The following is a 20306-nucleotide window of genomic DNA, read 5'->3' as shown; positions in this document are numbered from 1 at the left end:
GCCCCTCGACTCTACCCGCGCGCAGTGACCGCGAGGTCGGGTTGGTCGGCAAAGACACCATCGAGACCGGAATCCATGAGGGTGCGAAACTCTGCGAACCAGTCTCCGTGTTGTTCAGGCTGCTTGCTCGAGCGCAGGTTCTTCGGCAAGAATCGATTCTCGGCGCGCAGGGTCCAGCAGAAAACGAGGAGACCGGCGGCGTGAGCACGGTCAACCAGGTCGTTCGTCCCCGTGAGGTTGCCCGCCAGATCCTTGAGCATGAGCATTTTCTTATCCACGCTGATGCCGTCGACTTCGCGTGCGAGCTGAGCGAGCCCCTCGTCGCTGAGATGATCGGCATAGCTGCGCGCCTTCGAACCGTGCTGGGCGATCAGATCAGACGGTGCACCGCTCGACTCGAGCAAGAACACCAGCTGCCCCGGAATCCCTCGATCCCGGATGCGGTGCAGCACGCTCTGTTCGAACGATTCGATGATCAGGTTGTCGGCCGTGGCCCACTCCCGCACGTCGCGCGCAAAGAGTTCGTCGAGCGGCAGCCCGATCGACGCAAAGTAACTCGCGTGCTTGATCTCGGCAACGATCTTCAGCGGGCGACGCGTCGCCTCCGGGTGCTGGTCAACAATCTCCAGCAGGTCGCTCAAGCGCAGAATCGGCGATCCGTCGTTGTGGGTCGTGCTCGCCTGACGCACCTCGGGCAGCCGCTCGCGGGCCCGCAACGTCGAGAGTTCGTCCCACGTGAAGTCCTCGGTGAACCATCCCGTGATCGCGTCGCCATCGATCGTCTTGGAGGTACGCCGATCCGCAAATTCCGGATGCTCGGCCACGTTCGTTGTGCCCGAAATCTCGTTCTCGTGGCGCAGCACCAGCACGCCATCCCGAGTCGCCACGATGTCGGGTTCGACAGCATCCGCCCCCAGCGTGAACGCAAGATCGTAGGCGGCTCTAGTGTGCTCTGGGCGATAGCCGCTCGCCCCGCGGTGCCCGATCACAAGCGGGCGAATGGTGGTGCTCATTGAGTCAAGAATATGCGTTTCACCGGCTCCCACTAATATTGGGGACATGCCCGAATGTTCGTCATGCGCTGCCCAAGTGCAACCGGAGTGGAAATTCTGCATCTATTGCGGAGAACCCACCTCGGCCGATGCAGCGCGCCCGGCGCCGTTGGCAGCGCCCCGAACGAACCCCATCGCGATTCTCGCGCTCATTCTCGCCGCTTTCGGTGGAGCGCCCGCGCTGATCTTCGGTCACCTCGCGATGCGCCAGATCAAAGAGAATGGCGAACGCGGCATGATCATGGCCCGCATCGCTACGGTGCTCGGCTACGTGTGGTTGGTCGTGTGGGGCATCCTGCTGTACTCGCTGCTGACCAATGTCAGCTAACCGATTCTCGCTCGCTCGCGACTGGGAACCCACCCGGCGGCTCCCGCTCAAGTGGGGAAACTACGCTGACCGCTACGGTATCGGGCTCGTGCTCATCATCGCTGGCGCGGTGCACTTGCAAGGTGCCAATCCCTACACCCTCCTGATCTTGCTCATCGGCACCGCGGTCACGGTCGTGGGCTGGTCGATCATGCCGTCGAAAGGTTGGCGCCGCATGGTCGTAGCCTTGCCAGCCGTCAGCCAAATCTGGATCATGCTTACCGGTCCAATGGCGATGTGGACGCTCGCCATCCCGCTGCTCTGTTGGCTCATCGTCAGGCACCGACCGCTGATCTCCTACCTCGCCTTGGCGCTCCCCATCGCCAACGGCATCGTCATTGCGCGGTTCTATCAGGAGTACTCCGCAATGCCGCAGGCGCTTGCCATTTCAACGGTCGTTCTTGTGGCGGCAGCGTGGGTTGCCCAACTGATCGCTCAGAGCGCAGCCAAGCGACGCTGAAAGTCCGGCATTTCTCAGCGAACTCCGGTAGTTTTGGGGGTGCGTCACAAAAGTGTGACACCACACCAACCAGAGGAATCATGGCACTCAATAACCCCGCTTTCTCCCGCGATGCTGCATTCAGCTCGCGCGGCGGAATCGCCGTAGCGAACCAGGTATCCAACCAGCAGCTCAACGACATGTACAACCGTGAGTCGGCTCCCGCCTCCGGTGATGTCATGACCGTCGAAGACACCATCGCCAAGACCGTCGGTGCGTTCGCGATTCTCGTTGTCGGCGCCGCACTTAGCTGGATGCTCGTTCCCGCCCTCCCACTGCTGTGGATCGGTGCCGGGCTCATCGGTTTCGTTCTCGCTCTCGTCAATATCTTCAAGAAGCAGCCTTCCGGAGCGCTCGTGCTGGCATACGCCGCATTTGAGGGAGTCTTCGTTGGCGGCATCTCGCGCGTATTCGAGAATGCATCGGGCGGAATCGTTACGCAAGCCGTGATCGCGACCATCGTTGTGGTTGGCGTCACCCTCGCACTCTTCGCCAGCGGCAAGATTCGCGCCTCCAAAAAGGCCACCAAGATCTTCATGATCGCCCTCATCGGCTACGTCGTCTTCACCCTGCTCAACCTTGTTCTCATGGCAACGGGAGTTGTGGAAAGCACTCAGGGCCTGCGCGGTGTCACGTTCATGGGCGTTCCTCTCGGCGCCATCATCGGCGTGCTCGTCGTGATCATGGCGGCGTACTCGCTCGTGCTCGACTTCGACAACATCCAGAAGGGTGTCGCTAACCGCGCTCCTCGGGCCTATGGCTGGAAGGGTGCCTTCGGCATTATGGTCACGGTCATCTGGCTCTACCTCGAGCTGCTGCGCTTCTTCGCGATCCTTCGCGACTAGCGCCACCGTCTCGCAACGACAAAGCCCCCGTCACCTCGGCATTAGCCGGGTGACGGGGGCTTTGTTGTTAAAGCTAAGCAGCCTCGGCCGAGACGGCCTCGGAATAAAGCGCGCGAACGCCAGAAATGGCGTTCGCCTTCAGCGCTTTATTCCCACTCGATGGTTCCTGGCGGCTTCGACGTGACGTCGAGAACCACGCGGTTCACCCCATCCACCTCGTTGGTGATGCGGTTAGAAATCTTGGCCAGAACGTCGTAGGGCAAGCGAGTCCAGTCGGCGGTCATCGCATCTTCCGACGACACCGGGCGCAACACGATCGGGTGACCGTAGGTGCGGCCGTCGCCCTGAACGCCCACCGAACGAACGTCTGCGAGCAGAACAACGGGGCACTGCCAGATCGAGTCGTCGAGACCCGCAGCGGTCAGCTCGGCGCGAGCGATCGCGTCAGCCTTGCGCAGCAGCTCGAGACGGTCGTGAGTGACTTCACCGATGATGCGGATGCCGAGGCCGGGGCCAGGGAACGGCTGGCGGCCAACAATGACCTCCGGCAGTCCCAGCTCGCGACCGATCGCACGAACCTCGTCCTTGAACAGGGTGCGCAGTGGTTCAACGAGTTCGAACTGCAAGTCTTCAGGCAGGCCGCCCACGTTGTGGTGGCTCTTGATGTTGGCCGTGCCAGTTCCGCCGCCACTTTCCACGACATCCGGGTACAGGGTTCCCTGCACCAAGAACTTGACGGGCTCTTCGCCACCCTGAGCTTCGAGCACGAGCGCCTCAGCGGCGTTCTCAAAGCTGCGGATGAATTCGCGGCCGATGATCTTGCGCTTCGTCTCGGGGTCAGTGACCCCGGCGAGGGCATCCATGAACTGGTCAACGGCGTCGACGGTGACGAGACGCACACCGGTGGAAGCGACGTAGTCCTCTTCAACCTGGCGACGCTCATCCTGACGCAGCAGACCGTGATCAACGAAGATGCAGACGAGCTGGTCGCCAACGGCCTTGTGCACGATGGCGGCAGCAACAGCGGAGTCCACTCCGCCAGAAAGACCACAGATCACACGGGCCGAACCAACCTGCTCGCGGATGCGTTCAACCTGCTCAGCGATCACGTTGCCGCTGTTCCAGTCGGCGGGGATGCCCGCAGCATCGTGCAAGAAGTTCTCGAGCAAGTCTTGACCGTGAGTGGAGTGCTTCACCTCGGGGTGCCACTGCACTCCGTAGAGACCGCGTTCCTTGCTCGCGAAGGCGGCAACCGGCGTCGCATCGCTGCTGGCAAGAACCTCGAAACCCTCCGGGGCTTCGGTCACAGCATCGCCGTGGCTCATCCACACCGTCTGCTCATTTGGCTGGTCGGCGAGCAGCGAGCCGCCGCCACCCTGAACCGTCATGTCGGTAGCGCCGTATTCACGCAGCCCGGTCTTAGCAACGGTGCCGCCGAGCTGGCGGGCCATCACCTGGAAACCGTAGCAAATACCAAAGACCGGAACACCGAGCTCGAGGATGCCGGGGTCGAGGTCGGGCGAGCCAGGCTCGTAGACGCTCGACGGGCCACCGCTCAGAACGATGCCGGCCGGGTTCTTGGCCGCAATCTCTTCAGCGGTGATGGTGTGAGGAACAATCTCGCTGTACACGTTGGCTTCGCGCACGCGGCGTGCGATCAATTGCGCATACTGAGCGCCAAAGTCGACGACAAGAACGGGGCGAGCGTTCGTGTCTGCGGATGTGGCCGTGGAGTCGGTCATGCAGTTGCCTTTGCGGAGTCAGCGCCGGCCGCTTTCGCAGCTGCAGCGGATTCGAGGGTCGCGATCTTCGCCTCAACGAGTCGAGGCACCTGACGTTCGAGGAAGAACGACAGGAAGGGGATGACACCGCCGAGGGCGATGTAGAGGAAGCGCAAAAAGGAGAATCGCGTCAGGCGCCAGAGGATGAAGTCGGCCGCGACGTAGAACACGTAAAGCCAGCCGTGAACGATCAGGATGATCGTCGAGACGTTGATGCCCTGCACGAGCTCTTTCGGCGTGAGCGTCAAGAAAGCGGAGGGGCCGTTCAGCTCGATGTCGCCGCCCAGTCCGTAGCGAAACACCATCATGAGGCACAGCACGAGCAGGAAGGTACCGGTGATGATCGACGACACCTTGTAGAACGTGAGGGTGCGACGAATGTTGGGGATATCTGAAAGCCGGGGACCGAGAGCCATGGTTCTAGTCTACGGCCGGGTCAGGGGTCGAAACTTCGCGCTCTTCTTCCCACACATCCCGCACGAGGCGGTACCAGAGGAAGACGGCAAAGCCGGCGAACACGACCCACTCCACGGCGTAGAACACGTTGAGCAAGTTGAGCGAGACTTCGGTCGACGGCGGCGGGGAATCGATTGCTTCGAGCCCAGCCGGGGCTTCGAAACTAACCACGTAGCCGCCGTAGGTTCCGGCGGGCACCTCTGCCCACAGGTTGACGAGTTCGGAGACCGCAAGAGCACTGCGTTGCCCCTCTTCGAAGTCAGACTGTTGGGGAGACTCGGTCGGCAACAGGCGCCCCGTCATGGTCGTGGTCGGCGACGAAGCCTCTAGCTGTGAAATAGCGGATGCCGCGGCATCCGACGTCGCAGCCCAGCCAAGCGCAACCGCCACACTGGCCCCGCTCGGCTCAACGGCGTGGCCCACGACCCAATAGCCGCGCCCTTGGGCATCGTTGTTGCGGTCAGAGAGCACGACGTAGTCACCGGCAATCAGCTCGGCCTCAAACGTTACCGCTTGACCGGTCGTCAGATACGAGAGCGGAGCCTGAGCGGTGGCGACAGAATCGAGCGCCACGATTGTTTCGCTCTGCTGCTCGGTGATCTCGCCACCTTCGAGGCTGCGGCTGAGCTGCCATTGCCCGAGAGCCGCAAAGCTCGCTGCAATGGCGAGAGCCAGAATGAGCGCGGCGATCCAGCGCGGCCGACGGGCGATCTGCCACATGGTGGCCGGTGCGGCGCCAGAAGCCGGGTCAGTCAGGGGGGAAGGGCTCGTACTCACTCGCTAACGATATCCGGTGCTGCGAGGCGAACCCTGTCAGCGGACTCATCGTCAGGCTCCAGTTGGCTCGCGAGTTCGGCATCAACACGCTGCAGGTAGCGCTCGACTTCGGTGGTGGTGCGGGCGGCATCCCAACCCAAAACATCCGCCATCAGCTTCGCGGCGACGGGCGCAGCAGAGACGCCTCGATCCCATGCCTCAATCGATATACGAGTGCGGCGGGCCAGTACATCATCGAGATGAAGTGCACCCTCGGCCGTGGCCGCGTAGACCACTTCGGCTGCAATGTAGTCATCGGCACCGGGCAGCGCTTCCGCCAGCGCGGGCTTCTCGCGCACGAGATCAAGCACCTCGGTCGCAAGCACTCCGTACCGGTTGAGAAGGTGTTCGACGCGCGACTTATGCACACCAGAGGTACGGGCGAGCGCCGAGCGCTTGTTCCACGCGGCCTTGTACCCTTCCGCACCGAGCAGCGCGACGTCCTCGGTGATGCTCGCAGAAATCTTGCCGTCGAGCGCATCGACGGCGGCATCCACGGCATCCTTCGCCATGATGCGGTACGTCGTCCACTTGCCGCCAGCGACGACCACGAGACCGGGAACAGTGTGGGCCACGATGTGTTCGCGACTGAGCTTGGAGGTGAGGTCGGACTCCCCCGCCAGTAGCGGCCGAAGCCCGGCATAGACGCCTTCGACATCGTCGCGCGTCAGCGGCACCGCCAGCACTTTATTGACGTGTTCGAGCAAATAGTCGATGTCCGCCGCCGTTGCTGCGGGATGCGCTTTGTCGAGATCCCAGTCAGTATCGGTCGTGCCGATCAGCCAGTGCCGGCCCCACGGAATCACAAACAGCACGCTCTTCTCGGTGCGCAACAAGAGCCCGAGCTTCGACTGGAAACGATCGCGCGGCACCACAAGGTGCACGCCTTTGGAGGCACGAACCTTGAACTGGCCGCGCTCGCCCACCATCGCTTGAGTGTCGTCGGTCCACACTCCGGTCGCGTTCACGACCTGCTTGGCGCGAATCTCAAAACGCTCGCCGGTCTCTCGGTCATGGGCCATCACGCCGACAACGCGCTCCCCCACCTTGATGAAGTCTTCGACCCGAACTCGCGATGCCACGTGAGCCCCATAGTGGCTCGCCGTGCGCGCGAGTGTCGCCACGTAACGAGCGTCATCCACTTGAGCGTCATAGTACGTGAGACCGCCGCGGAAGGCGTCGCCGCGAAGGCTCGGCGCTGCGCGCAGCATTTGAGAGCGCGTCAAATGACGATGGTGAGGCACCCCGGGAGGTCGTCCGCCGGTGTAGCTCAAGAGGTCATAAAGCAACATTCCCGCGCCGATATATAGGCGCTCGAACACCGGTTTGGTCACGGGATAGAGAAACCGCACGGGGCGCACAAGATGCGGCGCCAAGCGCTGCAGCAGCAAGCCGCGTTCTTTCAGTGCTTCTCGCACGAGTCGAAAATCGAGCTGTTCCAAATAGCGGATGCCGCCGTGCACGAGCTTCGAGGAACGGCTCGACGTGCCCGAGGCCCAGTCACGCGCCTCGACCATGCCGACGCTCAGTCCGCGCGTTGCGGCATCCAGAGCACTTCCGGTACCAACAATGCCGCCGCCGATCACCAGAACGTCAAGTTCTGTTTCGCGCAGCGCAGCAATTGCGGCCGCGCGCTGTTCGGCACTCAGCGGTGCTGTCGGGGCAATCGATCGGGGCTTGACCATTGTTTTTCCTCCAGCGTCTGGCGGTGAGCCTGTGCTCAGCGCGCGGTATCAGCTACAGCGTGTTGTACGGAGCGACGACCACGTCGACCCGTTGGAATTCTTTGAGATCGGAGTAGCCAGTCGTCGCCATCGAGCGGCGGAGGGCACCGACGAGGTTCGACTGACCGTTGGGGTGAGATGACGGTCCGTTGAGAATCTCGGCAAGTGGAGCAAGCTGCCCGACCTCAACCCGGTTGCCGCGAGGCAACTCAGAGTGGTGAGCTTCCTGACCCCAGTGGTAACCGCCACCAGGAGCATCCGTAGCGCGGGCAAGCGCGCTGCCCAGCATGACGGCGTCAGCACCGACCGCGATGGCCTTGACGATGTCACCGCTCGTTCCGAGTCCGCCATCAGCGATGACGTGAACGTAACGGCCGCCCGACTCGTCCATGTAGTCACGGCGAGCGCCGGCGACATCCGCTACGGCGGTTGCCATGGGAGCGTGGATGCCGAGGGCAGTGCGAGTAGTGCTCGAGGCACCGCCGCCGAAGCCGACGAGCACACCGGCTGCTCCCGTGCGCATGAGGTGCAGCGCCGCGGTGTACGTTGCGGCGCCTCCGACGATCACGGGAACATCGAGTTCGTAGATGAACTCCTTGAGGTTGAGGGGTTCGCTCGTCTTGGAGACGTGCTCAGCGCTGACGGTCGTGCCGCGGATGACGAACAGGTCGACTCCAGCATCCACAACGGTCTGGTGGAGTTCTTTCGTGCGCTGCGGGCTGAGCGCTCCGGCAACGGGTACTCCGGCTTCGCGAATCTCAGCGAGACGCTGCGTGACGAGCGCCGGCTTGATCGGCTCGGCGTACAGCTCTTGCATACGCGCAGTCGCCTGGTCGGCGGGAAGCGAGCGGATCTCCTCGAGCACGGGCTCGGGGTTCTCGTAGCGGGTCCAGAGACCTTCGAGGTCGAGCACGCCGAGACCGCCGAGCTTACCCATCGCAATTGCGGTTGCGGGCGAGACCACGGAGTCCATGGGAGCCGCGATAACGGGGATGTCGAAGGTGTAAGCGTCAATCGTCCAGTTCACCGAAACATCGCGCGGGTCACGCGTACGGCGCGAGGGCACGATCGCGATGTCATCAAAGGAGTAGACGCGGCGAGCGCGCTTGGCACGGCCAATCTCGAAATCATTCACTACTCCAGCCTACCGCGCATGGGCCGACGCGCGCTCAGGAGACGAGGCCAACTCCCTGCACCGTTGACTTCCATTGAACAACCGTTTAGGTTGTTAAACATGCGTTCAAGAACGGATGACTCCACCACCAAAGCACGCATCCGCGATGCCGCGATTCGCCTCATCGGCCGCAAGGGTTTCGCCGCGACGAGCGCCCGCGCCGTCGCGGCCGAGGCCGGAGTCAGCGCCGGCCTCGTCATCCACCACTTCGGCAGCATGCGCGACCTCAAGACAGCGTGCGACGATTTCATCATCACCGAGGTCACCCACCGCAAAGCGGGCATGGGCGAAGGCGATGTGGGCGCCGCCGTGAGTGAATGGTATGCCGATCTCGACACCTACGAACCTTGGCTTAGCTACCTGGGTCGCCTCTTCACCGATGATTCGGACGCCGGAGCCCACCTCTTCGATCGCTTCGTCGAGCTCTCTCGCGAGATGCTCGAGCAGGGCGTCGCAAGCGGAGCCGTGCATCCCAGCAACGACGAACACGCGCGCGCGGTACTCCTCGTCGCCCACAGCCTGTCGATGCTCACCCTGCAAAGTCACATCGCTCGCAGCCTGAACAGTGCACGGCTCAGCCTCGACAGTCTGAGTCGTATGGGCAACGCGGCCGTCGAGGTTTACACGCACGGCGTGTACACCGACGGCTCAACCCTTGATGCCACACGCGAAGCCACTCGAAAGGCCGGTCGCGAAGCCGCAGACATGCGCCAGCACGTGCAGGACCCCGACCCGCCTGCGACGACCGCCGAGATCCCCACCCCCTAATCACTTCCCTCTGATTTACCCCACGAAAGGACGAGGCCTCGGCCTCCCCCATGACTATTGCCATAGAAACCCGAGCGCTAACGAAGCGCTACGGCCGCCACACTGCGCTCGACGGCATGGATCTCGCCGTCGAGACGGGCAGCGTGTTCGGCATGATCGGCCCTAACGGCGCCGGCAAAACGACCACAATGCGGCTACTGCTCGACATTATCCGCCCCACCTCGGGCGACGCTACCGTTCTGGGTCGTTCCCCCATCAGCGGCGGTGCTGCGTTGCGCCGCGAGATCGGCTTTCTCCCCGGAGAGCTCCTTCTCGAAGGCCGCGTGACTGGCCGCTCGCTGCTCAAGCACTACGCCGAGATCAGCGGCCCGGTTGCCGCTGGTCGCATTGACGAGCTCGCCGAACGGCTGGGGCTCGACCTCGGTCGCCACGTGCGCAAACTTTCCAAGGGCAACAAACAAAAACTCGGCCTCGTTCAAGCGTTCATGCACGAACCGAAACTTCTTGTGCTCGACGAACCCACCAGCGGGCTCGACCCTCTCGTGCAGCAGGAGTTCTTGAGCATGGTGCGCGAGGCCCAACACAACGGCCAGACCGTGTTCCTCAGTTCCCACGTGCTCAGCGAAATTCAGAACGCTGCCGACAAGGTCGCCGTTCTGCGCAACGGAGTGATCGTGAAGATCGGCGATGTGGCGAGCCTGCGGGCCAGCGCCGTGCGCCGCGTCTTCGTTGACTTTGCGGATGCCTCGGCCGCGAGCATCCAATCAACACTGGCTGCGCTGCCGAACCTTGACAACCTCACCGTGACCGATGGCGCTGTCGTGCAGGTCACGGGCACCGTCGAAGGACACATCGATACTCTCGTCAAGGCGATTGCCCCCTTCCACGTCGTTGATCTTCGCGTTGAAGAACAAGACCTTGAATCATCGGTTCTCGACCTCTACTCGAAAGAGGCAAGCAAATGAGCCAATCGACTCGTACCCTCCTTCCGCTGACCCGCCGCAACCTTGCTGACTCGTGGCGCGGACTTCTGGGCTGGACCACGGGCGTTACCGGAGCGATCTTCCTTTACGTTCCGCTGTACTCATCGTTCTCGGGTGACAACGCGGGCTTCGACGAGATAATCGCGTCCCTGCCCGAGGGGCTGGCGAACACGCTCGGGTTCGAAGATCTCTCGAGCGGCGCCGGCTACGTGCAGGCCACCTTTTTGGGGTTGATCGGCTTTGTGCTCTTCACTATCGCCGCGACGCTCTGGAGCTCGGCAGCGATTGCTGGCGACGAAGAGTCGGGCTCGCTCGAACTCACGCTCGCGCACGGCGTTTCTCGGCTGCAGGTGATGGCCGAGCGCAGCCTCGGGGTAACCCTTCGGCTGGTCTGGCTCGCGACGGTTTCCGCGTTACTGATTCTCGCGCTCAACGACTCCTCGGGAATCGCGCTTGAACCGATCAATGTGATTGGCGGATGTCTCACACTCCTGGCACTCGGAGTGCTCGCGGCCAGCTTCGGCCTCGCCGTCGGTGCCATCACGGGTCGCCGCGCGTACGCCTCCGCGGCAGCAGCCGGAATCTCCCTGCTCGGTTATGTGCTCAACTCGCTCGGCAATCAGAGCGCTGACGTCGAGTGGCTCCACGCCCTGTCGCCCTACCACTGGGCCTTCGGAAACTCGCCGCTCAGCAACGGCGCCGACGCGGGCGCTCTGGGACTCCTGTTCGGCATCTCGGCCCTCGCCCTCGTCATCGGTGGGTTCGTGTTCACCCGCCGCGACGTCTCCGCGTAGGCAGTACGCACCCCTGCACCAACAGCAAAGGCCTGCGGAAAGCTCGTGCTCTCTGCAGGCCTTCTGCGTGCCTCAGCAGCTCACTCGCGGGCATAAACGCCCGCGAGTGTGGCGACGTTAGCGACGGTAGTTCGGTGCCTCAACAACCATTTGGATGTCGTGGGGGTGCGATTCTTTCAAGCCTGCGGCGGTGATGCGCACAAACTTACCCTTCTGCTGCAGCTCCTGAATTGTGCGAGCGCCGGTGTAGAACATCGACTGACGCAGGCCGCCGAGCAGTTGGTACATGACCGTAGAAACGGGGCCGCGATAAGGAACCTGGCCTTCGATGCCCTCGGGGATCAACTGGTCGTCCGAGGGGACGTCGGCCTGGAAGTAGCGGTCGCGCGAGTACGAGGTCTTCTTGCCGCGCGTCTGCATTGCGCCAAGCGAACCCATGCCGCGGTAGCTCTTGAACTGCTTGCCGTTGAGGAAGATGAGGTCGCCCGGACTCTCATCGGTTCCCGCAAGCAACGAACCGAGCATGACGGTCTCCGCACCAGCAACGAGGGCCTTGGCGATGTCACCGGAGTACTGGAGTCCACCGTCGGCGATGACCGGGATGCCGGCCTCGCGGGCGGCGAGCGACGCTTCGTACACGGCGGTCACCTGCGGTACTCCGACACCGGCAACGACGCGGGTCGTGCAGATCGAGCCGGGGCCAACGCCCACCTTGACGGCATCCACCCCGGCGTCGATGAGAGCCTGGGCTCCCGCGCGGGTGGCGACGTTTCCGCCAATGATGTCGATGGCGTCAAACGAGGAGTCAGCCTTGAGGCGGCGAACGATGTCAATAACGCCGGCGGATTCGCCATTGGCGGTGTCGACAACGATGAGGTCAACGCCCGCATCGCGCAAGCGCTCAGCGCGCTCCCACGCGTCGCCGAAGAATCCGATTGCAGCGCCTACCCGCAGGCGCCCCTCGTCGTCCTTTGTCGCGTTGGGGTACTGGTCCGTCTTCTCGAAGTCTTTGACGGTAATGAGACCGCTGAGCTTGCCCGCATCGTCAACGAGAGGGAGCTTTTCGATCTTGTGCTTGTTAAGGATGGCAATCGCACCCTCGCGGTCGATGCCGACCGGGGCGGTAACGAGCGGCGTCGTGGTCATGACGTCGCGCACGAGTACCGAGTCCATGTCCTCCGGCTCGATGAAGCGCATGTCGCGGTTCGTGATGATTCCGACGAGCGTGCCGTCTTCTTCTACGACCGGCAAACCGGAGACGCGGAACTGGCCACAGAGGGCATCCACCTCTGCAACGGTCGCTTGTTGCGTAGTTGTTACCGGATTGGTAATCATGCCCGATTCGCTGCGCTTGACCTTGTCAACGTACGCGGCCTGATCGTCGATTGAGAGGTTGCGGTGAAGCACCCCCAGGCCACCATTACGGGCCATCGCGATCGCCATTCGAGCTTCGGTTACGGTGTCCATCGCCGACGAAATAAGGGGCGAAGACACCCGAATTCTGCGGGTAAGACGTGAACTGGTGTCAGCATCGCTGGGAATTACGTCGGTGTGCCCGGGCAAGAGCATTACGTCGTCGTAGGTGAGGCCGACGAAGCCGAAGGGGTCTGGCTGGTCCATGTTAAATCTTCCTTACGGCGGGAGCGCGAAACCGGCGAATTGTGTTAAATCTCCGGCCAATCAATATTAACGGGTTTCCTGCCGGAACATTCCCCCGCATAATGGCTTCACCGCTTTGTACCCGACAAGCATGTGTATGTCGGAACGCAATCGGCCGGTGCCGTCATTGCCGTCGGCACATCAGAACCCGCGGGATTCTTGAGTCCGGCTGGGTCCCTTCCTGGAGGTCCTGTGAACACAGCGGATTATCGCCGCACGCGACGGAAAAATAGACGAGGCGTGCTCGTAGCACTCATCGTGGCTCTTTCCGCCGCTTTCTCTCTAATGGCCATGCCTGCCATGGCCGACGAGGTAAACGTCGACGAATACGACAACAGCATCATCGGTAACGTCAAGCTCAACAGTGAGCCATTAGAGGGTGTACTGCTCACCGTCTCTGGTGGTGGCTACGAGGTTGAAGTTGCGACGGATGCTGAGGGTCGTTGGAAAGTCGGCGTGCCCGACGGAGACGAATTCAGCGTCACCCTCAACGAGTCAACGCTGCCTGACGGCATCGCGGTGATCGATGAGACCGGCGAAGATGACACCCCGAATGTCAAAGAGGCGATGATCGGCCCCAGCGGCTCGACCGTCATGAACTTCTTTATCGGTCGTGGTGAACGCAACGTGACGAGCTTCTTCGATCAGTTCGTTGAACGCATCGTTAACGGTGTCAACTTCGGGCTGATGCTCGGGCTCGCTGCTATCGGCATCTCCTTGGTTTACGGAACTACCGGGCTTTCCAACTTTGCGCACGCAGAAATGGTGACCTTCGGTGCAGTGATGGCACTCATCGTGTCAGTCGACCTCGGTTGGCCCATCTGGATTGCGATACCGCTTGCCGTACTCCTCAGTGCCGGCTTCGGGTGGTCTCTCGATGCCGGGCTCTGGAAACCGCTGCGCAAGAAAGGCGTCGGCATTGTTCAGCTGATGATCGTGTCGATCGGTCTCTCGCTAGCGCTGCGCTACACGTTCCAGTACTTCCGCGGAGGCGGTACCGAGCAGCTGCCCGGCTCAGACTCCCCCGACATCCCCCTCTTCGGATCGGTGTCGCTCAGCCAGACCAACATGATCAGCATGGTCATCAGCATCGTTGTCATCGTGATCTTCGCGTGGTGGTTGGTCAAAACCAAGATCGGTAAGGCCACGCGGGCTGTCTCCGACAATCCGTCGCTTGCAGCAGCATCTGGCATCGACGTCGACCAAGTCGTTCGCGTTGTGTGGATTCTCGCCGCAGCAATGGCCGGCCTCGCCGGCGTGCTGTGGGCCTATTTCCGCCCGGGCATCCGCTGGGATATGGGTGCGCAGATTCTGCTGCTCGTCTTCGCCGCGGTCACCCTCGGTGGACTCGGAACAGCGTTCGGAGCACTGGTCGGTTCAATCATCGTCGGCGTACTCGTCGAGACCTCGAGTCTCTTCATTCCGTCAGACCTCAAGTATGTCGGTGCGCTCGTCGTGCTCATCGTCATCCTGCTGTTTAGACCACAGGGCATCCTGGGTCGCAAAGAGAGAATAGGTTAGGGGCCGCACATGGATATTCTGCAAATTCTCTCCAACACCGGGTCATCGCTGATTGCACCGGCAACGATCGGCTACGCGCTCGCGGCGCTCGGTCTTGCGATGCACTTCGGCTTCACCGGACTGCTCAACATGGGTGTGGCCGCCTTCATGGCGATCGGCGCCTATGGCTACGCGATTTCGATCCTCACCTTCGGTTTCCCGTGGTGGGGCGGCATGCTCGTCGGAATAGGTGGGTCGCTAGTCTTCGCGCTCATCCTCGGTATTCCCACGCTGCGTTTGCGCGGTGACTATCTGGCGATCGTGACCATTGCCGCTGCCGAAGTCGTACGTCTGTTGTTCCTCACTACGACCTTCGACGAATACACCGGTTCCGCCGACGGCCTGAGTGGTTACCACGCGAGCTTCCGCTCCTTCAATCCGATTCCGGATGGCACCTACGGCTTCGGTCCGTGGGAGTACAACGCCAACGGTTGGTGGGTTCGTATCTTCGGAATCACGATCCTCGCCATCGCTGCCTTGATCCTCTGGGCCGTCATGCGTAGCCCTTGGGGTCGCGTCATCAAGGGCATCCGGGAAGATGAAGACGCCGTTCGTGCCCTCGGCAAGAACGTGTTCTCTTACAAGCTGCAGTCGCTCATGCTCGGTGGTGTCTTCGGAGCGATGGGTGGAATCATTTACGCCCTCCCCGCCTCCGTGAACCCCGGTGTATATGTGACGTCGCTCACGTTCTTCGTGTACACAGCGCTCCTGCTCGGCGGTGCCGCCACGATCTTCGGACCAATCATCGGTTCGGTGATTTTCTGGGGCGTTCAAACCCTCCTGAGCAATCTGCTTCCCGCTTTGGTCAACATCGGAGTACTGCCGTTCATGACCACAACGCAGTCGCAGACGGTGCGTTTCATCCTGGTGGGTGTCGCGCTGATGTTGCTCGTGATCTACCGACCACAGGGCATCCTCGGCAACAAGAAGGAGCTGACCTTTGTCAAGTAAAGACGCACCGGCCGCGCCGGTGGAACGCGAAAAAACTACAGGGCTCCACAAGGGCGACATCGTTCCTGGAGTTGCCAAGGTCGATCCGATCATCGTTGCTGACGGCATCCGTCGCACCTTCGGTGGACTGACCGCGGTAAACGTGGATCACGTTGAGATTCCCCGCAATGCGATCACCGCGTTGATCGGCCCGAACGGTGCTGGAAAGACGACACTGTTCAATCTGCTGACCGGCTTCGACAAGCCCGACGAGGGGAAGTGGACGTTCGACGGCCATTCTCTTTCCGGTATGGGAGCGCACAAAGTTGCACGACTTGGTCAGGTGCGCACCTTCCAGCTCACGAAGGCTCTCGGTCTCCTCACCGTGCTCGAGAACATGAAGCTCGGAGCCAAGGACCAAATCGGAGAGAACATTTTCCGCGGTTTGATCCCCAGCCTTTGGCGCAAGCAAGAAGCAGAGATCGAAGAGCGTGCGCTCGTTCTGCTCAAGAAGTTCAAGCTTGATGCCAAGGCTTCAGATTTCGCGGCCAGCCTTTCCGGTGGCCAGCGAAAGCTGCTCGAAATGGCTCGCGCTCTGATGAGTCAGCCCACGCTGGTGATGTTGGATGAACCGATGGCCGGAGTGAACCCCGCGTTGACTCAGTCGCTGCTCGACCACATCCTCGACCTTAAGGACGAGGGCATGACCGTGCTCTTCGTCGAGCACGATATGCACATGGTGCGTCACATCGCTGACTGGGTGATCGTGATGGCGGAAGGTCAAGTCGTGGCCGAGGGGCCTCCGGACCAGGTCATGAAGGATCAAGCCGTTATCGATGCGTACCTTGGTTCGCATCAGGATGTCGACCTCGGTGTAGTCACAGGGCGCATCGAAGGAGACCTCAACACGGCTGCGATCGATCTCGCCGAAGAGGTCAAGGACCTCGATGAGAACATCGCTAAGCGCAAGGAGACTGGCAAGTGAACGCTATCCCCACCGAGAATGCGGTAGTCCACGTCAAGGACCTCACTGCGGGCTACCTCCCGGGCGTGAACATTCTGAACGATTGCAACTTGGTCGCCAACCCTGGTGAGCTCATCGGAATCATTGGACCGAATGGCGCCGGCAAGTCCACGCTATTGAAATCGATCTTCGGCCAGGTTCAAGTTCGCGGTGGTTCGATCAGCCTCAACGGTGACGACATCACCGGGCTCAAGGCAAACAAGCTCGTGTCGCGCGGGGTTGGTTTTGTTCCCCAGAACAACAACGTGTTCCCGAGCCTGACCATTGAAGAGAACCTTCAGATGGGGCTCTACCAGAACCCGAAGATTTACGACGAACGCCTTGATTTCGTCACGAGTATCTTTTCGGAGCTCAAATCGCGGCTCAAGCAGCGGGCGGGTTCGCTCTCGGGAGGTGAGCGTCAGATGGTTGCGATGTCTCGAGCACTCATGATGGACCCCCACGTTCTCCTTCTCGACGAGCCGTCCGCTGGACTCTCGCCCGTGAAGCAGGATGAGGCGTTTATTCGCGTTTCGGAGATCAATAAGGCCGGAGTGACCACGATCATGGTGGAGCAGAACGCACGACGCTGCCTGCAAATCTGTGACCGCGGTTATGTTCTCGACCAGGGCCACGATGCTTACGAAGGCACCGGGCGCGAGCTGCTGAATGACCCCAAGGTAATCGGGCTTTATCTCGGAACTCTGGGCACCTAACCAACGCGTAACGTTCAAGGCCCCCTCCGGATTCATCCGGAGGGGGCCTTTTGCGTGAGCCCGAAACGCTCAGCGCCATTCTGCGCAGCGTTTCTCACCCACACCACCCACGAACCCACCGAGCACGCGAGCGGCGCTCACAGCGTGATCTGACGCCGTTTCACGTTCCTTAGGCATCAAGTGACAAGACTGAAAACCTTTCAGCGCCGAATCGTGAGCCGGGGCGAAGGGCAACGAGCGTCCATTCGGGAGGGCGGCTGTCTTGTGTCGCGAGGCCGCGGCTGGCTTGTGTTGCGGAGCCAGCCGGCTGGCTTGTGTTGCGGAGTGCAGTTGCGCGCACACCAACTGACACTCCAGAGCCACAACGGGCAGCACCCGCCCACTAAACGCACAAAGAAGGCCCCAACCCGTGAGGGTTGGGGCCTTCTCTTAGCGAAAGCTCAGTCTCAGTGAGACTTAGAAAGCGCTGTAGGTGTTGTCTTCACCGTACTGGTAGATTCCGACCTTGGCCTCGGTGGGGTCACCGAGTTCGTTGAAGGTAATCGGACCAGAAATGCCGTCGTAGTCAGCTACGCCGCCACCGTTGATGATTTCTGCACAGTCGGCGAAGGTGGTGCACTTCTCGCCGTTGCCCGAACCACCCGATACTTCCTGAAGCTTCTCAGCGATTGCTGCGGAGTCGGTAGAACCGGCTGCGAGCGATGCGAGGGCAAGGAGTACTACCGAGTCGTAAGACTCTGCTGCGTAGCTGAACTCTTCGAGCTCAGGCTGTCCCGAGTCAACGTAGAACTCGTTGAGTGCCGACGTGAAGTCAGCAATCGTGTCTACGCTCAGGCCGGGGAGGGTTCCCTTGGCACCGGTGAGGGTGCCTTCTGCGAATTCGTCACCGAAGTTCGCGAGGTTACCGTCTACGAAGTAGAGGTTCTCTGCGGGGAAGCTGCTGACGATGCTCGGGAGCATGGTCGACACTTCTTCGAAGGTGATCAGCGCGATGGCGTCAGGGTCCGCAGCAAGAACTTCGGAAATCTGAGCATCGAACGTGGTGTCACCGGTGTTGTAGGTGGGCTGCGATACAACTTCACCGCCGGCTGCTTCGAATGCTTCCTGCGTGAACTTGGCGAGGCCGGTTCCGTAGGAGTCGTTGAGAACGATCATTCCCAGGGTCTCGTGACCGTCGGCAGCGATCAGGTTACCGAGAACCTCACCCTGAAGAACGTCGGAAGGCGCGGTACGGAAGTACAGTCCCTTGTCGTCGTAATCAGTGAATGCGGCCGAGGTGTTTGCCGGCGAGAACTGGATTACTCCAGCGCCAACAACCTGGTCGATGAACTGGAGCGATACACCCGAGGATGCCGCACCAAGAATGGCGGAAACATTCTCACCGAGCAGACGAGGGATCTCAGTCTCGTACGCCTTGTTGTCGGTGTCGCCCGAGTCACCTTGGACAAGCTCGATCTGAATTCCGGCATCGGCTTCGTTGATCTGGGAGGCTGCGTACTCGGTGCCGGCGATCTCGGGCGGGCCGAGGAACGCGAGGTTACCGGTCACGGGGAGTGCCGTTCCCAACTTCAGGGAGAGCTCGCCGCCATCGGATCCGGTGGAGGTGTCTCCGCCGTCAGTTGCACAGCCAGCCAGTACCAGTGCACTTGCACCGACGATTGCGAGACCGCTCAACAGGGTCCGCTTGGACCGTGATGGGGAGGCCGTAGCCTTCGCGAATACGCTCATGTTGCTCCTTGCGTTTCGAATGTGTTCAGGAATCAAATGTGGCACTGCGTTGTCACCACACAGTCAAGCTATGCCCACCCGTGACGTCTGCACAATACGTCTGTACTACAGCCTTGTAACACTGTTCGAATCGTTACCATTCGTAGACTTTTCGAAAACGCAGGTCTTACTTAGCCAATACGGGTGTACACGTTGTCGCTACCGTACTGGTAAATCCCAATGATGGCGCCCTGTGGATCGCCATTGTCACTGAGGGTTATTGGGCCCGAAACACCGTCGTAATCTACGACTCGGCCGTCGAGCACAATCTTGGCGGCATCCGCAAAGTTCACGGCAACCTCGCCATCGCCGCTACCGCCCGACACTTCCTGCATTTTGCTCGCGATGCCTTCACCGGAGATTTTCTGCGAAGCCAGTGCGGCGAGGCTCGCGAGAATCACCGCGTCGTAGCTCTCGGCGGCGTAGCTGAAATCCTTAAGGCTGGGGTTAATCTCGAGCAGTCGGTCAGTGAAATCCGAAATCGTTTCGACGTCGAGACCTGGATGAGTGACGATCGACCCCTCGAGGCTTCCGGCAGCGAATCCTGAATCGCGCTTGCCCAGAGAGAGCCCCGTAAAGAACAGTTGATCGCCACCATAACCCGCAGCGATGAAAGCCTTGGCGATCTTCTCCGCTCGCTTCGAGCCAACGATAGCGACGGCATCCGGCTTCGCTTCGATTGCCGCGTCGATCTTGTCGTCGAGGCCAGTCGCTTTCTCGTCGATGCTCTCTTGATAAATGATCTCTCCGCCACCGCGCAAGAACGTTTCGCCGACCGCGCGGGGCAGCAGCGGACCGCACAGAGCGTCCTCCGAAAGAATGGCGATCGAGCCGTCGACGCGCTCTGCCATCTCGGCACCGAGGGCCGACCCCTCAAGCGCACAGGATGGTGATGTTCGCCAGTACAACTGGTTATCGGCGTAGTTCGAGAAGTCCGGAGAATCGTTCGCGGGCGAGATCTCGACGACCCCCGCGTCAGTGATCTTGTCGATCACCTTTTTGGAGATTCCGTTCGAAAGGCCACCGATGATCACCGTGGCGCGAGCAGCGAGAAGTTCCGCAGCAGCTTCCTCTGGAGTCGAGTCGCTGGAATCCCCGGAATCACGAGTCTCGATGTTGACCGTGAGGTTCGCATTGGCGTCGTTGACGTCCTGGGCCGCCAGCGCGATCGCCGCAGATACGGCCGGACCGAACTTTTCGAGAGCTCCTGACTCAGGTATAAGGGCACCAATCGTAAGAGTCAGATCCTTCGGGGCAGGGCGCTCTTCAGCGGGCTCTTCGACCGAGCATCCGCTCAACACAAGAATGGAGGCGAGAACGCCAGCAACTGTCGCGAACCCACGACGGGTTCGGCGCGACGCGGGTGTTCCACCGGGAAGGGAAGTCATCACAGTCGCTCCTATCTACCGCCT

Annotated in this window: 19 protein-coding genes; 10 read left to right on the top strand and 9 right to left on the bottom strand. The window is 61.2% G+C overall.

The window, feature by feature from the left end; translation table 11 throughout:
- Positions 1-11: 11 nt before the first annotated feature.
- Complete coding sequence (locus tag ACR3YK_RS07950; RefSeq protein WP_486174367.1) at positions 12-1013, bottom strand: glycerophosphodiester phosphodiesterase family protein; 1002 nt, start codon at positions 1011-1013, stop codon at positions 12-14.
- A gap of 46 nt (positions 1014-1059) precedes the next feature.
- On the opposite strand from ACR3YK_RS07950, the gene ACR3YK_RS07945 reads away from it, so the two are divergent.
- The 3 genes from ACR3YK_RS07945 to ACR3YK_RS07935 all read left to right on the top strand — a co-directional run bounded on the left by ACR3YK_RS07945 (position 1060) and on the right by ACR3YK_RS07935 (position 2763).
- Positions 1060-1380 (top strand): DUF4190 domain-containing protein, encoded by a 321-nt coding sequence (locus ACR3YK_RS07945; RefSeq protein WP_341619252.1) that lies wholly within the window; start codon positions 1060-1062, stop codon positions 1378-1380.
- Positions 1370-1879, top strand: coding sequence for a hypothetical protein (locus tag ACR3YK_RS07940; RefSeq protein ID WP_486174366.1), 510 nt, complete (start codon positions 1370-1372; stop codon positions 1877-1879). Before ACR3YK_RS07945 ends, ACR3YK_RS07940 begins: the two co-directional genes overlap by 11 nt.
- Positions 1880-1959: 80 nt before the next feature.
- On the top strand, positions 1960-2763 hold the full coding sequence (locus tag ACR3YK_RS07935; protein ID WP_486174365.1) for a Bax inhibitor-1/YccA family protein: 804 nt from the start codon (positions 1960-1962) through the stop codon (positions 2761-2763).
- 146 nt (positions 2764-2909) lie between these two features.
- Here the strand turns inward: ACR3YK_RS07935 and guaA are convergent, their stop codons facing one another.
- The 5 genes from guaA to ACR3YK_RS07910 are packed head-to-tail and all read right to left on the bottom strand — an operon-like array spanning position 2910 to position 8675.
- Entirely contained in the window at positions 2910-4505 is a 1596-nt protein-coding gene (gene guaA / locus ACR3YK_RS07930) for a glutamine-hydrolyzing GMP synthase (RefSeq protein WP_486174364.1), read from the bottom strand.
- Positions 4502-4960 (bottom strand): DUF3817 domain-containing protein, encoded by a 459-nt coding sequence (locus ACR3YK_RS07925; RefSeq protein ID WP_100388258.1) that lies wholly within the window; start codon positions 4958-4960, stop codon positions 4502-4504. Before ACR3YK_RS07925 ends, guaA begins: the two co-directional genes overlap by 4 nt.
- A gap of 4 nt (positions 4961-4964) precedes the next feature.
- The gene (locus ACR3YK_RS07920; RefSeq protein WP_486174363.1) at positions 4965-5777 is read right to left on the bottom strand and encodes an SURF1 family cytochrome oxidase biogenesis protein; all 813 of its coding nucleotides are present in this window, start codon (positions 5775-5777) and stop codon (positions 4965-4967) included.
- Positions 5774-7501, bottom strand: a complete 1728-nt coding sequence (locus ACR3YK_RS07915) for a glycerol-3-phosphate dehydrogenase/oxidase (protein ID WP_486174362.1) — start codon at positions 7499-7501, stop codon at positions 5774-5776. Before ACR3YK_RS07915 ends, ACR3YK_RS07920 begins: the two co-directional genes overlap by 4 nt.
- 52 nt (positions 7502-7553) lie before the next feature.
- On the bottom strand, positions 7554-8675 hold the full coding sequence (locus ACR3YK_RS07910) for a GuaB3 family IMP dehydrogenase-related protein (protein WP_100388255.1): 1122 nt from the start codon (positions 8673-8675) through the stop codon (positions 7554-7556).
- 99 nt (positions 8676-8774) lie between these two features.
- Here ACR3YK_RS07910 and ACR3YK_RS07905 point away from each other — a divergent pair, with 99 nt between their 5' ends.
- Genes ACR3YK_RS07905 through ACR3YK_RS07895 form a run of 3 tightly spaced genes read left to right on the top strand, consistent with a single transcriptional unit; the run spans position 8775 to position 11259 of the window.
- Entirely contained in the window at positions 8775-9482 is a 708-nt protein-coding gene (locus ACR3YK_RS07905) for a TetR/AcrR family transcriptional regulator (RefSeq protein WP_486174361.1), read from the top strand.
- A 50-nt stretch (positions 9483-9532) separates the two neighbouring features.
- Positions 9533-10447 carry an ABC transporter ATP-binding protein gene (locus tag ACR3YK_RS07900; protein WP_486174360.1) on the top strand — a complete coding sequence of 305 codons (915 nt, stop codon included), beginning with the start codon at positions 9533-9535 and terminating at the stop codon, positions 10445-10447.
- Entirely contained in the window at positions 10444-11259 is an 816-nt protein-coding gene (locus tag ACR3YK_RS07895) for an ABC transporter permease subunit (protein ID WP_486174359.1), read from the top strand. The genes ACR3YK_RS07900 and ACR3YK_RS07895 overlap by 4 nt, the downstream gene beginning before the upstream one ends.
- Positions 11260-11376: 117 nt before the next feature.
- On the opposite strand, the gene guaB is transcribed toward ACR3YK_RS07895, so the two are convergent.
- The gene (guaB, locus tag ACR3YK_RS07890) at positions 11377-12879 is read right to left on the bottom strand and encodes an IMP dehydrogenase (protein ID WP_486174358.1); all 1503 of its coding nucleotides are present in this window, start codon (positions 12877-12879) and stop codon (positions 11377-11379) included.
- 279 nt (positions 12880-13158) lie between these two features.
- Between guaB and ACR3YK_RS07885 the strand changes: the two genes are divergently transcribed.
- Genes ACR3YK_RS07885 through ACR3YK_RS07870 form a run of 4 tightly spaced genes read left to right on the top strand, consistent with a single transcriptional unit; the run spans position 13159 to position 17127 of the window.
- On the top strand, positions 13159-14439 hold the full coding sequence (locus ACR3YK_RS07885) for a branched-chain amino acid ABC transporter permease (RefSeq protein ID WP_486174357.1): 1281 nt from the start codon (positions 13159-13161) through the stop codon (positions 14437-14439).
- 9 nt (positions 14440-14448) lie between these two features.
- Positions 14449-15429, top strand: a complete 981-nt coding sequence (locus ACR3YK_RS07880) for a branched-chain amino acid ABC transporter permease (protein ID WP_486174356.1) — start codon at positions 14449-14451, stop codon at positions 15427-15429.
- Positions 15419-16393, top strand: coding sequence for an ABC transporter ATP-binding protein (locus ACR3YK_RS07875; RefSeq protein ID WP_486174355.1), 975 nt, complete (start codon positions 15419-15421; stop codon positions 16391-16393). Before ACR3YK_RS07880 ends, ACR3YK_RS07875 begins: the two co-directional genes overlap by 11 nt.
- Positions 16390-17127 (top strand): ABC transporter ATP-binding protein, encoded by a 738-nt coding sequence (locus ACR3YK_RS07870; protein WP_486174354.1) that lies wholly within the window; start codon positions 16390-16392, stop codon positions 17125-17127. The genes ACR3YK_RS07875 and ACR3YK_RS07870 overlap by 4 nt, the downstream gene beginning before the upstream one ends.
- A gap of 456 nt (positions 17128-17583) precedes the next feature.
- Here the strand turns inward: ACR3YK_RS07870 and ACR3YK_RS07865 are convergent, their stop codons facing one another.
- Positions 17584-18855: an ABC transporter substrate-binding protein gene (locus ACR3YK_RS07865; RefSeq protein ID WP_486174353.1), complete on the bottom strand. Its 1272-nt coding sequence runs from the start codon at positions 18853-18855 to the stop codon at positions 17584-17586.
- Positions 18856-19025: 170 nt separating this feature from the next.
- Positions 19026-20282, bottom strand: coding sequence for an ABC transporter substrate-binding protein (locus tag ACR3YK_RS07860; RefSeq protein WP_486176392.1), 1257 nt, complete (start codon positions 20280-20282; stop codon positions 19026-19028).
- Positions 20283-20306: the final 24 nt, after the last annotated feature.

It is taken from the genome of Salinibacterium sp. 10G20-15 (assembly GCF_057365065.1).
The sequence above is the reverse complement of the archived record's forward strand: the minus strand, read 5'-3'. Positions and strand labels throughout refer to the sequence as shown.